Raw genomic sequence first — 12,277 nt, 5'->3', positions numbered from 1 at the left:
AATGGTATACCAAACGGTTTGGCCGCGCAGTGGAAATGCAAAGGGTGTTGGAAATTTGCAAATCGGGGTGCGGTTAAATTGGTTTTAGGCAATGTTGCAAACGCTATTGTCTGTTGCAAGCGCTATTGTCGGCGCTATTACCGGCGTTATTACCAGCGCGAGAAATGCTCCTCGGTCACTCCCACCAGATGTTCCACCGGCCGAGGCGTCGCATCGCGCGCTGGTTTGACCCAGCCGCTGAAGCTACCGACCGGCTGGATGTAGCGGGTAGCGGCGATCAGCAGGTTCTTGTTTTCACGGCGCGCGCCCTCCGGCATGAATTGCAGGTCGAGCAAGCCGTCGTCGGTATAGATGTGCCAGGGCGCCAGCGGCGCCGCCAAGTCATATTCAAAGCGCACATGGCCAAGCGCATGCAGCTGGCCGTCCAGCCACAGCACGTTCTCTTGCTTGCCGAAATAGCCGGCCTGTAAATTGAAGCCGATGTCCAATCCGTGGGCTGAAGCCCAACGCCACTCGGTATTGCGCGCCAGCAAGCCGTTCGAATAGTCGAAGCTGGCGACGCCATCCTGCAAATCGAAGCGCTGACCGTCCACCAGCACCTCGCCGCTGAGCGGCATGCCTGGCGATTTCTGGGTGGCGTGGACTGAACCGTTGACGATCGGGCCGACCGCCAGCAGTTGCGGAGCGGCGTCGTTGTCGTCGAACTCAGCTTCAATGCTGAATTGCCGGCTGTGCAGGCTGAGTTGATATTTACCCTTGTTGCCAGGCGCACCCGCCGGCGGCTGATAGACGATGCGGTTGCCGCCGCAGCTGAAGCGGCTGGCGCCGCCGGGCTGGTTACTGACCTGCGCGCTCAGGCCAGGGATGCCGTCCTGCGAAAAGCCGGCGATCTGCTTGCCCTGGATACGGTCGAATACATAGGCAAAGGCGGTATTGGTCCAGCCGACGTCGACAATCGCAATGCCGCACAGCAGTTGCGGCGTCGACAGTGCGACGTACTGCCAGCGCTTGTGATGGAAGCGTCGCCACAGACCGCTGCGGGCATAGGGTGCGGCCAAAGCAGTCCAGTCGATGGCGCCGGTCTGGCCGGCGTAGCGGCCCATGCGCGGCTGGCCCGCCTCATCGACGACATTGGCGGGGGCGGCAGGCAGGTTTTGCGGGATTGCCGGGGAGGATGTCATGGCAGTTGGCGCCGCATGGCAATGCAGGGGTGATAAGTCGGACAAAACGATAACATGACGTCTCCTGGTGGTTATTCTGGCAATTTATGATTGCATTATGGAAAGGGATGTTACGGATAGCCTTGGCTCCTGTCTACTGTCAAAGAGGCTGTTGCAAACACAGCTGGCTAGGCGCACCGGCGAAGACAGTACGAGCAGTACGGCTAGGAGGGTGTAGCAGGGGTTTCAGGCGACATTGTCGTCTGCCTGCGGAACGACCTGGGCTTGCAAGCCCGGGTGCACCCTGCAAGGGCAACAACGCCAGATGTGTTTGCAACAGCCTCTAAGCTACCTGTCGACGGCCTGAGCCTTTACAATGGCAGGTTAGGCCAAATCGTCGGGAAGGCCGCTTGCGGCCAGCCGCAGCCATATCGCGATATATTCTATTTTTTGCAACTTTTGCAGGCAAGCCGATTGTTTTTTGAACCAGACCGATTAAATTTCTTCAGGCCCCTGGCCGGTAAACACCGTAGCGTGGTGGTGGCTTGCGTGCGTGCCTTGTACGAGCGCCTACATGGCCCCAGTGCTGACTACGGCCAGAACCTGACGCGCGACGGCTTGCGCGACCTGCTGTTGCCGGTGGTGCAGGAATCGCGCCAGAACATGCTGCAGCAAGAAGAAGCGGCGGCCGAACTGGCCTTGGCCGATGACGATTTCATCCCCCCCGGCGCCGACGACCAGCAGAGCAGCAGCGCGCTGCTGCGCACCTTGCTGCGCGACGGCTGGCTGGAAACCTTCGGCGACCGCGCCGGCCTGGTGACCGCTTACCGCTTCACCCGTGCCGGCAAATTGTTTGCAGAAGCGTTCTGGGCAATCGACCGGCGCAGCGCCCGTACTCGCCAGCGCAATGTGCGCAGCTGCCGCAATGCGCTCAATGCAGCCTTGCGCAATGTCGATGCCTACGACCTGATCGACGCCTACGACTATGCCGAGAAAGTCATCAGCGATTTGTCGGAAGGGGTCGACTATTTCCAGGAGCTGGTGCGGCGCCTGATGCTGGAAGCGTCGCAAACGCCATGGGACGGTTTCATGGAGTTTCTCGACCGCTTCGAAAAGGAATTCAAGAAACAACTTACCGCCGACAGCATCGAACGGCATCGCCAGGCGATCCGCGATGTAATCGCCCGCCTGCACAGCCTGGAAGAAGACAAGGCGCGGGCGCTGGAAGATCAGCTGAACGATATCGCGCGCTGGGCCAGCCAGGAACGGCAAGGGCCGTCGACCCTGGACTGGATGCTGGACCGCATCGAAGAGATGGTTGAAGCTGCCTGCACCACCAAGCATCCGGAATTGATCAAGGCCATGAGCGTCTACATGCAGCGCGCTGCCAGCATTGTGCAGCAGGCGTTGATGCTGCGCGGCGGCCAGACCCGCCAGGCCTACAGCGTGGCCATCAGCAAGACCGCCAAACTAAGCGGGGCGGCGCAGGATGCCTTGCTGGAGCGGATAGGCGCGGCGATTGCCCCGGCTGAAATCCGTTTGCTGGATCCTGCCAGCTTCAAATTGCGCAGCGCCTCGCAACGGCGCAAGGCGCTGACTGTCACCGCGCAACCGAAGGTGACGCGCGACTCCCGCTTGGCAGCCGCCATGTATCGCGCTGAGGCCGATGCCTTTGCGCTGTCCAACGATGACATCGTGCACCGTATCCGCGCTGAATTGCGCCTGCGCGACCGGCCGATCCGTCTGTCGACCCTGCCGGTGGCGACTACCACCGACGTGCTCAACAACATGCAGATCGTCGAAGCGGTGCGCGGTGCGCGCGACGAACGGCTGACCGTGCAGAAACTGCCGAGCAAGCTCTGGAACGAGTTCTATGCCGGCGATGACTATCAGATCGAGATGAAAAATGACACCGAGTAGCACATTAACCGAGACCTTGAACGAGCAACTGGCGTTGCATGCCTTGCCGCTGGAACGCTTTCGCGAGATTGCCAATCGCTTGTTCGCCGCCGGTATCGTGATTCGTGAAGAAGACGGCGTCGAGCAGCGCTTGTATGACGATGCACGGCGTATCGAAGCCACCTTGCAGGATTATTTCCAGCTCGCCGGTTTCCGTCTTGAACACAATCTGAAAGGCGAATTTTTCCGCCTGTATGCGCCGGGCGCCGAAGTGCCCGGCATGCCGGAAGACGGCCTGGATCCGGTGCCGGGTTTGCGCGCGCGGCTGTCGCCGGATTTTGTCGCTGCGGCGTTGGCGTTGCGCTTCCAGTATCAGCAAGGCTTGTCGGAAGGCGGCAATCGGCTCACCGACTCGGGTGAAGTGCTGACCCGTTTTGAAGAATTGTCTGCCACGTTGCAGACGCAGTTGAAACGTGCGCTGCCGCCGACCAGCGTTGAACGCCAGCGTTTGCTGAACGATCTCAAGCGGCATCGCCTGATCAGGCTGGCGGCCAATTTCTCGATGGACGACGAAGACGCCTTGCTGGCGATCCGGCCGACCATCCTCGGCATCATCAGCGACGACATGCTGGAAGCTGCGCTGGAATCCGAACCGCTATCGGTCGCTGAGCGGGTCGAGGGTGAGCAAGCCGGCTTGCAAGTGATGTTGGATGCGGCGGATGCGGCGGAAGACGAAAGCATTGAAGGAAACCTCGAATGAAGCTGGACAAACTGATCCTGGTGAACTGGGGCGCGCTGCGCTCGCAGGAATACCCGATGGGCAATATGACTTTGCTGACCGGTCCCACCGGTTCCGGCAAATCGACCATGCTGGATGCCTTGCAAACCGTGATGACGGCGGTCTACCAGAATATTTTCAGCTACAACCCCGGACAGGATGAAACTACCCAGGGCGCGCGCAACGGCAAGACCAAACGCACCTTGTGGTCCTACGTGGTTGGCGCCGAAGATAATTTGTTCGCCCGCCCGAACGGCGCGCATGGCTATATCGCCGCGGTATTCAAACCGAGCGAGGGTGAAGAAGGGCGCGAGTTCACCGCGCTGGTCGCCGCCTCGGCCCGCGTCGACGGCGCCGGCGAACGGCGTCAGGCGGTATCGGAAAAACTGGCGTTGCTGATCATCGATGGCGTCGCATTACAATTGGGCGATCTGACCTCGATCGAGATCGACGGTGGCATGGCGGTGGTGGCGGTGGAAAAGATCGAGCATCATTTATCTGGAAAATACCGCGGCGTCACCAATTTCCGCGACAGCAAGCGCGAATACCTGTGCCAGTTATACGGCCGCTTCCGTGGCCAGAAAACCGTGTCCTTCGCCGAAGCGGAAAGCGCCGCCCGCGCCTGGAGCCAGTCGATCGCGCACAAGCCCATCGGCAGCGTTGATGATCTGGTCAAGCACCAGATCCTGGAACTCGACACCACGCAACTATCGCAACGCATCGGCCAGATCAGCAAGCTGATGCGCCAGGTGAACGAGTTGCGCAAGGAGGGCGAGCGCCTGAGCGATAACGTCAAGCGCCTGGATAAGCTCGGCAAGGCTGTCGGTGACACCGCCCGCGCGCATCAATCGGCTAGCCAGTCACAGCTGCTGGTATCGTCGTTAGCCCTGCGCGAAGACCAGCGCCAGCTGGAAGCGGCAACGTCGGCGATCGAGGGTTTGCAAGCGCTGATTGACGAAGAAACCGACAGCGCCGACAAACTGGAGCAGGATCGCAACGCCAAGAACCGCAGCCTGACGCAGATCCACGCGCAAATGATGGGAATTCCGGCCGCCGAACAAAAGACCCGCATTCAACACCAGATCGAACAATGCGACGGCAAGATCAAAGCGGTGTTCAACGCCTTGCAACATAACGCATCAACCGCCCAGCAACTGGATACGGCGGCGCGCAGCGTAGCGGGCATGCAGATTCCGCCGGAGCAAAAGGAAATTGCCGATGCCGCGCGCCAGGTAGTGCTGGCGCTGGCCGCCGCCGGTACGCTGGATATCGCCACGCATCTGCGCAGCATCAATGAATTGGCCAGGGCCGAAGAGGTTGACGTCTTGAAATCGCTGATGCTGGTCAACGACTTTGAAGGTGTCGATGCGGCCTTGGTGAAATTGCATGGTGCGCTGGCTGGCACTGAAAAGAGTTTCGTGTCGGCCTTGCACACCCAGATCGCGCAATTGCGCGCCGGCGAGCATGAAGCCTTGCGGCGCGAGAAAGACACCGCTTCACGCAAGGCCAATCTGGCCGAAGGCGGCGCTGATTATCCGCCGCATATCCGTCATGCGTTGAAAGAATTCCGTTCCGAGCTCGGCGCGGCGCGGGCGCAGGTGCTGTGCGACCTGGTGGAGCCGGTATCAGCCGATTGGCAGGCAGCGATCGAAGGCTACCTCGGCGGCGCGCGTTTCAACCTGGTGGTGGATCAGGCATGGGAAGGAAAAGCAATCGATTTCGTCCGCCAGAAAAGATTGCGTGCCAATGTGATCCAGGGCAGCTTCTGCCTGAAAAACCTGAAAGTCGAAAGAACCGCCAGCGACTCGATTATTCACGAACTCAGCACCGAGCATCCGATCGCCCATGCCTATCTGCACGACCAGTTCGGCCAGGTAGTCAAGGTTGCCGATACCGAAGCGCTGCGCCATACATCGCGCGGTTTGACCAAGGACGGCAAAGGCAGCGGATCGCGCACCATGTTCACCGCCGATACCGATATGCTGGTATTCGGCCAGGAAGCCAAGCGCCTCGCCAAGCAGCGCGCCGAACAAGAACATGCGCAAGCCGAGCAGGAACTGACGCAGATACGCGTGCAATTGCGCGAGTTGCAAGGCGCGCTGGCGCTGATGGGACAGCTGCAATGTCCGTCGTTTGCCGCTATCGCCGATCTGGAAAGCCTGGCGCGGCAGCTCGACGCGGCGCGCCAGGATCTGAGCCGGCTCGACCTGACACAGGTCAGCAAGCTGGAAGACGAAGCGCAGGCGCTGAGCATAGAAATCACGGCGCTGGAAGCGCGCAAGACCGCTTGCAGCAAGAATATCGGCGGCCATGAAAAAGCGATCCAAGGTCATCAGGCGGCAATCACTCGCCTGCATTTCGGCATGGGCGGCAAGCAAAGCCGCGTCGACGCCGATACCGAGCGCCTGCGTGACCTGTGCATCGTCAACGGCAGTTTGTCTTTCACTGCCGTCACCGACGAAGTGGCGGCTTGGGTCAACGACAGTACGTATTCGCAATCGCAAGCGTCGAACAATGTCGGTAAGCAGACTGCTCTCAGCTGGCAGTTGTACGGCGACGCACGCAACGCGCTGGGCGAATATCACGCCCATGCCCGGATCGACGAGCGCTTTGAAACAGCGCAAGGCGATGATCTGCGCGATGGCGACTTCACACCGCTGTACGCGATGATGGTGACGCTGCAAGAACGCACCCGCGCGCAATTGACGCGGCAGAAAGACATCGGCCTGATCAAGAACCTGGAACAGTTGCGCACCGCCGAATCATCGTTCAACGATGTCTTCACCAAGCAGTTCTGCTACGAAATCCGCAATGCCGTCGATACCGGTGTGCGCACCTTGAAGACGCTCAATACTGAGCTCGATAAACTCAAATTCGGCACCGACAAATTCCGCATCGACTGGTCGGAGTGGATACCGGAGTTCAAAGCCTATTACGACTTCTTCTGCGCCACCTCGGAAATGGCGGATACCCAGGAAGCCAGCAGCAGCTTGTTTGCCGATCCCGTTCTCAGCGCCGACAATTGCGTGGTGCGTGACCGGCTGGTGCAATTGCTGTTGTCGGACGATGAAGACAAGGCGGTCAAGGAATTGCAGCGTGTGGCCGACTACCGCAATTACCGCCGCTACGAAATCTACAAGGAATCCGATACCGGTTCGCACGTGCGTCTGTCCGAGTGGGGCACCGGTTCCGGCGGCCAGCTGGAAACGCCTGCCTACATCATCCATGCCGCGGTGGTGACCAACCGCCTCAAACGCTTTGAGAAAGGAAACAGCCTGCATCTGCTGGTCAACGACGAATCGTTCGCCAAGATGGATGAAGGGCGCGCACGCGATGTCTTGAAATTCTTGCGCGACAATCTCGGCATGCAACTGATCTGCGCCATGCCGACCAAACACGCCGGTGCGATCAAACCGGAGTTCTCGCGCGAATGGAGTTTCAGCCGAACCGTCGCCGATGGCAATGGCGAAGTCGGTTTTGTTTCAGAGTCGGATGAACGCGAACTGCGTTCGGACAAATTGCGTGAGTTGTGGGAATTGCGGCGCGCGCAGGTGCGTGAACAGGCTCAGATTAATTTTGAGGCGGCGGAACAGGCCGTGGCATGACCAGGTAACTTGTGGACTGTAACAGTGAAATCGAGAGTGCTTGCCACACAGGAGCAGCGCATGGCGGCGTTGCAAATGCTCGCGATAGCCAGCTATCGCTGCGCTGTGCCCGGGGCGGCCATCCGCTTGCCCTGCACGCCGCCTGTGCGTCCTTCACTCCCTATTTCACTGTTACAGTCCACTAGGTAGAGTTTCGTGGCTTCATGTACGATGAGTTTTTCTCTGAATTTCTCTGAATCCGGACAAACATGACAACCGAAATCCTGAAGCTTGCAGCATTCTCAGATGGCGATCAAGGCGGTAATCCCGCCGGCGTCTGGATAGGCGATGCACTGCCGGACGCGACGACGATGCAAGAAATTGCTGCGGAAGTCGGGTTCTCGGAAACGGTGTTTGCCATGCCAACCGGCGATGGCTGGCGTGCGCGCTATTTTTCTCCCGAATCGGAAGTGCCGTTTTGCGGCCATGCGACCATTGCACTGGGCGCCGCGCTGGCGTCGGCGCATGGCGATGGTCTGTTTCATCTTGTCTTGAACGAAGCGCACATTACCGTTGAAGGCCAGCGCCAAGGCGGATTAATCGCTGCGGCGTTGCAATCTCCGCCGACATACAGTGAGCCGGTCGATCCATCGTTGCTACAGGATGCGCTGGCTTTGTTCGGTTATACCCGGGATGACTTGAACCTGGAAATTTCTCCTGCCATCGCACATGGCGGCGCAACACACCTGGTGCTGGCGTTGAATCACAGGGACAAGCTGCGCGCCATGCGTTATGAGCTTGAACAAGGTAAACGCTTGATGAACGATGCCGGCTTGGTGACTATCGTTCTTGCGTTTGCAGAAACTCCACGGTTATTTCATACCCGCAATCCGTTTGCATCGGGCGGGGTGTACGAAGACCCGGCCACGGGTGCGTCGACAGCGGCGCTGGCGGGCTATTTGCGCGATATTGATTGGCCCCATGGCGGAGCGATTGATTTTATCCAGGGTGAAGACATGGGTTGTCGTTCGCGCTTGCGCGCAGAAATATCGCCAGTTATCGGCAGCTCGATTCGCGTTTCAGGTACGGCCAGGTTCATGGCGCCTTAATCGCACATATGGAAGGAAATCCTGTGTCAGCCCGTACCTTGGATGACAATCCCTACCTGGCGTTCAGCACCTATATCGATGGCGATCACCCGGCCGTGGCAAGCAAAGCGGTTGCTCTGGCGAGCGGCTGCGCAACGGAAGAAGAAATAGTAAAAGCCTGTTTTGAATTTGTCCGCGACGCCATCAAGCACAGCGGGGATTTCAAACTCAATCCGGTGACCTGTAGCGCCTCTGATACATTAATCCACGGCACCGGCTATTGCTACGCCAAGAGCCATCTGCTGGCGGCGCTGTTGCGCTGCAATGGCATTCCGACCGGCTTGTGTTACCAGCGTCTGTCGGTGGGGATGGAAGGGCCGTCGTTCTGCCTGCATGGCTTGAATGCCGTGTACCTGAAAAACCATGGCTGGTACCGGATTGATGCGCGCGGTAACAAGTCCGGGGTTGATGCGCAGTGCACGCCGCCGCTGGAGCGGCTGGCGTTTCCGGTCCTGGCGGAACAGGAAAGGGATTTGCCGGAGATCTGGCCGGAGCCTTTGCCGCAGGTGGTGCATGCATTATTAGCGTATTCTTCGGTGCTGGAAGTGGCTGAGCACCTTCCTGATATTGAATTGATCTCGGCTCATCCGATTAACTGATTCTTCGGCATTTGGAGTTAGGCGCATGGCGATTCCTGCTCATCCTTCCCTGGTGGTCACCCTTGGCATCGGCGCGCTGATCGTCTGGCGTATGTATTCGCGCGTGCGGCGCATGGTCACTCGCCAGAGAATGTCGAATAGACGGACCTGGATTCGCATCGCATTCTTCAGCATCCTGATCGCAGCGCTGCTGTTTGCTTCCGCGATCCATCCTATGCATGCGGCCGCGCTGGTGGGCGGCGTAGCGGTCGGTGCGGTGCTGGGCTGGTACGGCATCAGGCTGACCAGGTTTGAGCAGACGCCGGAGGGCTTGTTTTACACGCCGAGCCTTCATCTTGGCATCGCACTGTCGACGCTGTTCATCGTTCGCCTGGTCTATCGTGGCGTGCTTCTTTATTCGATGTCGAACTCAGCCTCGACTGCAGCGCCGGGTGCTTTCCCATCGGCGGAGTTTTCAGGCAGCCCGCTGACCTTGCTGATCTTCGGTATCCTTGCCGGCTATTACGTCGCCTATGCGATCGGCTTGCTGCGGTGGAGTCGTCGCGCCGGGGCGCCTGGTCCGGACGTGCATTAATTGCCTTTTCAGAAAAGAGCCCGATAGGCTTGCCCTGTCTGCCGCAGCTGTCCATTAAGTGAAAGTGAAAGTGAAAGGAATTCCCTTGCCTGTCTCGAAGCCTTTATTCAATACGCTGCGCCGCAGCGCGTCTGCCTTGCTACTTGGCGCGGCGCTGACGAGCGCCGTCGGTTCAGCGGCGGCAGCGGATAAACATTGCCTGACCGACTGCAAGCCGCGTATCGGTATCGTCTCTGCATTCGGCGCAGAGGCCGATATCCTGTTGGAGCAGACGCAAAAGAAGCGCGACTGGAAAATCAACGGCAACCGGTTCACGACCGGTGAACTACGCGGTAACCCGGTAGTGATCGTGCTGAGCGGTGTCAGTGTGGTCAACGCCACCATGGTGACGCAGCTGATGATGGATCATTTCCACGTCGAGCGGCTGCTGATGAGCGGCATCGCCGGCGGCGTCAATCCGGGCAACCATGTGGGTGATGTGATCGTACCGGAAAGCTGGGCGATGCCGATGGAAGTTTACTGGAATGGCGACGGCAGTCTGCCGGCGCCATGCGGAACGGCTGGCGATGTCGGCTGCCTGGGCGTCAGGCTGGCGACGGAAAACGGCAAGCCGCGTCCGGATTTCAAGATCGATACGCCGCATGGCCAGGTCAGCAGCGGGCTTTTCATGCGCGAGAATTTTGTGATGAACGCCGGTAATGCGCCGCAAGGCGAATTTCGCTTCGAGTTCCAGGCCGATGCCGAGATGCTGGCGCTGGCGCGTACCTTGAAACCTGCGCTGGCCAAATGCGGACCGAAGAATCCGGCGCTGTGCGTCAGCGTCCAGCCGGAACTGCGGGTCGGCGGCCGTGGGGTTTCCGGCACGGCCTTCCTGGCTAATCCGGGTTATCGCGCTTATCTCTACGACAATCTGCAAGCACAGGTGGTGGATATGGAAACGGCAGCCTTTGCCCAGGTAGCGTATGCCAATCGCGTACCCTTTATCGCCTTCCGCAGCTTGTCGGACCTGGCTGGCGGCAACGATTTCAAGGATGTCGGCGCCTTCTTTGGCAGCGGTCTGGCGGAGACCAACGAGGCGAATGTAACGCTGGCTTTCCTGGAAGCCTGGAGCCGCCGCAGCCAGCGCTAATCTGAGACCTGATTGTCGCGCTTCCAGGAAATCCGGCAAGACTACTTGAGAGATGCCAGTTTCTGTTCCAGAGCCTTGGCGTCGAGTGCGCTGCCAGTCCTGGTACCGTCGGAGAAATACACAGTGGGAGTGCCGACGATACGCAATTTTTTGCCCAAGGCCAGCACCTTGTCGTTTGGCGTAGGGCAGGCCGTTGCGACCGTTGCGGCCGGTTTGCCGTCGACCATCCATTCGTTCCAGGCTTTGCTGCGATCCGCCGCGCACCAGATATTGCGCGATTTCACCGCGGAATCGTCGGACAGGATATTCAGCAGGAAGGTGTAAACCGTCACGTTGTCGATGTCCTGCAGGGTTTTGTGCAGGTTCTTGCAATAGGGACAGTTCGGGTCCTCGAATATCGCCATGACGCGTTTGCCGTTGCCTTTGACAGTCTTGATCGCTTCGTCGAGCGGCAGATCGGCGAAATTGATTACCGCCAGCTGGTCCACTCTTTCCTTCGTCAGGTCCTTGTAGGTGTGGGTGTCGATGACCTTGCCGACCACGATGTAGTCGGCGTTTTCGTCGGTATAGAAAATATCGCCATTGGTGCGGATTTCATACAATCCGGCATATGGCGTCTTTGTGACGGAATCGACTTTGATATTGGCGCCCATGCGCGGTTCTATCAGTTTCTTGACACGCGCTTCCTGCACGGTTTCAGCGCAGACCGCGGTGGCCGCCAGGCTGCATAGCAAGACCAGCGTGCTTTTGATCCGGTTCATTACGACTCCATTTGAAAAGTGATAAATGTCAGCCTGGTCCTGCGCCGCGCATCAGATTTTCTTCTTGATTTTCGGCTCGGACAGGTCGGCTCCCGGGACCGTTTGTTGTTTGTCGGCCGGCGCGGCATAGCGGACGGCCAGCTTCCAGTCGCCTTCGACCTGCTTCCAGGTGTCGACCACAAATATCTGCTTGGCGATGGTGCCGGTTGCCGGGACATCGAGAGACCACAGGAAGCTGACCACCATCAGATTGCCATATTCATGAACCGCCATTTGCTGCACCTCGGATGCGAACGGCGCTGCTTTCTGCAAGGCGGCGATAGATTCGGCGCGTGGGGTCGGGCGGCCGGGAGCGCCGGCTGTGCGCAGTTCGTAGTCATTGGCCAAACGTTTTTCCACGACGCCGCTGTTGCGCTGCTGTACGGCGTCATTCAATTCGTTTTCCAGCGTGCTGAAAATCTGTACGGTACGGGTGACGGTGGGTATGGTTCTGGTGGCTGCCGGAGCCGGAGCTTGCTGCGCCAGGCTGAACACAGGGATTGCCAGCAGTAGCGCAAGCAGAAGAGGACTTTTTTTCATAGCGTTGGATCCTGACGATGAATGCATGAAGAAGATCGCAGTGACATTCCGTCGCTGAGCGCTCAG

The 12,277-nt window shown here is 59.0% G+C and carries 10 protein-coding genes; 7 read left to right on the top strand and 3 right to left on the bottom strand.

Annotation, left to right across the window (positions count from 1 at the left end):
• Positions 1-149 precede the first annotated feature (149 nt).
• On the bottom strand, positions 150-1,181 hold the full coding sequence (locus LT85_RS23805; RefSeq protein WP_038494011.1) for a DUF2804 domain-containing protein: 1,032 nt from the start codon (positions 1,179-1,181) through the stop codon (positions 150-152).
• Positions 1,182-1,634: 453 nt separating this feature from the next.
• Between LT85_RS23805 and LT85_RS23800 the strand changes: the two genes are divergently transcribed.
• From LT85_RS23800 to LT85_RS23770, 7 genes are all read left to right on the top strand, one after another.
• Positions 1,635-3,080 (top strand): Wadjet anti-phage system protein JetA family protein, encoded by a 1,446-nt coding sequence (locus LT85_RS23800; RefSeq protein ID WP_038497339.1) that lies wholly within the window; start codon positions 1,635-1,637, stop codon positions 3,078-3,080.
• The gene (locus LT85_RS23795; protein WP_081992662.1) at positions 3,067-3,819 is read left to right on the top strand and encodes a DUF4194 domain-containing protein; all 753 of its coding nucleotides are present in this window, start codon (positions 3,067-3,069) and stop codon (positions 3,817-3,819) included. The genes LT85_RS23800 and LT85_RS23795 overlap by 14 nt, the downstream gene beginning before the upstream one ends.
• Complete coding sequence (locus LT85_RS23790; protein ID WP_038494008.1) at positions 3,816-7,442, top strand: ATP-binding protein; 3,627 nt, start codon at positions 3,816-3,818, stop codon at positions 7,440-7,442. Before LT85_RS23795 ends, LT85_RS23790 begins: the two co-directional genes overlap by 4 nt.
• Before the next feature lie 248 nt (positions 7,443-7,690).
• A complete protein-coding gene (locus LT85_RS23785; RefSeq protein ID WP_038494005.1) occupies positions 7,691-8,530 on the top strand; it encodes a PhzF family phenazine biosynthesis protein in 840 nt (279 codons plus the stop codon).
• 23 nt (positions 8,531-8,553) lie between these two features.
• Positions 8,554-9,168 (top strand): transglutaminase-like domain-containing protein, encoded by a 615-nt coding sequence (locus LT85_RS23780; protein WP_216595036.1) that lies wholly within the window; start codon positions 8,554-8,556, stop codon positions 9,166-9,168.
• Between the two features lie 25 nt (positions 9,169-9,193).
• On the top strand, positions 9,194-9,742 hold the full coding sequence (locus tag LT85_RS23775) for a CcdC protein domain-containing protein (RefSeq protein WP_052135426.1): 549 nt from the start codon (positions 9,194-9,196) through the stop codon (positions 9,740-9,742).
• An 85-nt stretch (positions 9,743-9,827) separates the two neighbouring features.
• A complete protein-coding gene (locus LT85_RS23770; RefSeq protein WP_038494002.1) occupies positions 9,828-10,871 on the top strand; it encodes a 5'-methylthioadenosine/S-adenosylhomocysteine nucleosidase in 1,044 nt (347 codons plus the stop codon).
• Positions 10,872-10,912: 41 nt separating this feature from the next.
• Here LT85_RS23770 and LT85_RS23765 read toward each other — a convergent pair whose 3' ends face one another.
• Together LT85_RS23765 and LT85_RS23760 are read right to left on the bottom strand one after the other, a co-directional pair.
• Positions 10,913-11,632, bottom strand: a complete 720-nt coding sequence (locus LT85_RS23765) for a DsbC family protein (protein WP_052135425.1) — start codon at positions 11,630-11,632, stop codon at positions 10,913-10,915.
• A 51-nt stretch (positions 11,633-11,683) separates the two neighbouring features.
• Complete coding sequence (locus tag LT85_RS23760) at positions 11,684-12,211, bottom strand: nuclear transport factor 2 family protein (RefSeq protein ID WP_038493996.1); 528 nt, start codon at positions 12,209-12,211, stop codon at positions 11,684-11,686.
• Between the last annotated feature and the right edge of the window lie 66 nt (positions 12,212-12,277).

Source organism: Collimonas arenae, assembly GCF_000786695.1.
GTDB classification, from domain to species: Bacteria; Pseudomonadota; Gammaproteobacteria; order Burkholderiales; family Burkholderiaceae_D; genus Collimonas; species Collimonas arenae_A.
Note: the sequence above shows the minus strand (reverse complement) of the source record. Positions and strands in the feature narration are given on the sequence as shown.

Excerpts from the sequence above, each read along its gene's own strand:
- LT85_RS23805 (WP_038494011.1), bottom strand. The coding sequence starts at position 1,181 with ATGACATCCTCCCCGGCAATCCCGCAAAACCTGCCTGCCGCCCCCGCC.
- LT85_RS23795 (WP_081992662.1), top strand. The coding sequence starts at position 3,067 with ATGACACCGAGTAGCACATTAACCGAGACCTTGAACGAGCAACTGGCG.
- LT85_RS23790 (WP_038494008.1), top strand. The coding sequence starts at position 3,816 with ATGAAGCTGGACAAACTGATCCTGGTGAACTGGGGCGCGCTGCGCTCG.
- LT85_RS23785 (WP_038494005.1), top strand. The coding sequence starts at position 7,691 with ATGACAACCGAAATCCTGAAGCTTGCAGCATTCTCAGATGGCGATCAA.
- LT85_RS23775 (WP_052135426.1), top strand. The coding sequence starts at position 9,194 with ATGGCGATTCCTGCTCATCCTTCCCTGGTGGTCACCCTTGGCATCGGC.
- LT85_RS23765 (WP_052135425.1), bottom strand. The coding sequence starts at position 11,632 with ATGAACCGGATCAAAAGCACGCTGGTCTTGCTATGCAGCCTGGCGGCC.
- LT85_RS23760 (WP_038493996.1), bottom strand. The coding sequence starts at position 12,211 with ATGAAAAAAAGTCCTCTTCTGCTTGCGCTACTGCTGGCAATCCCTGTG.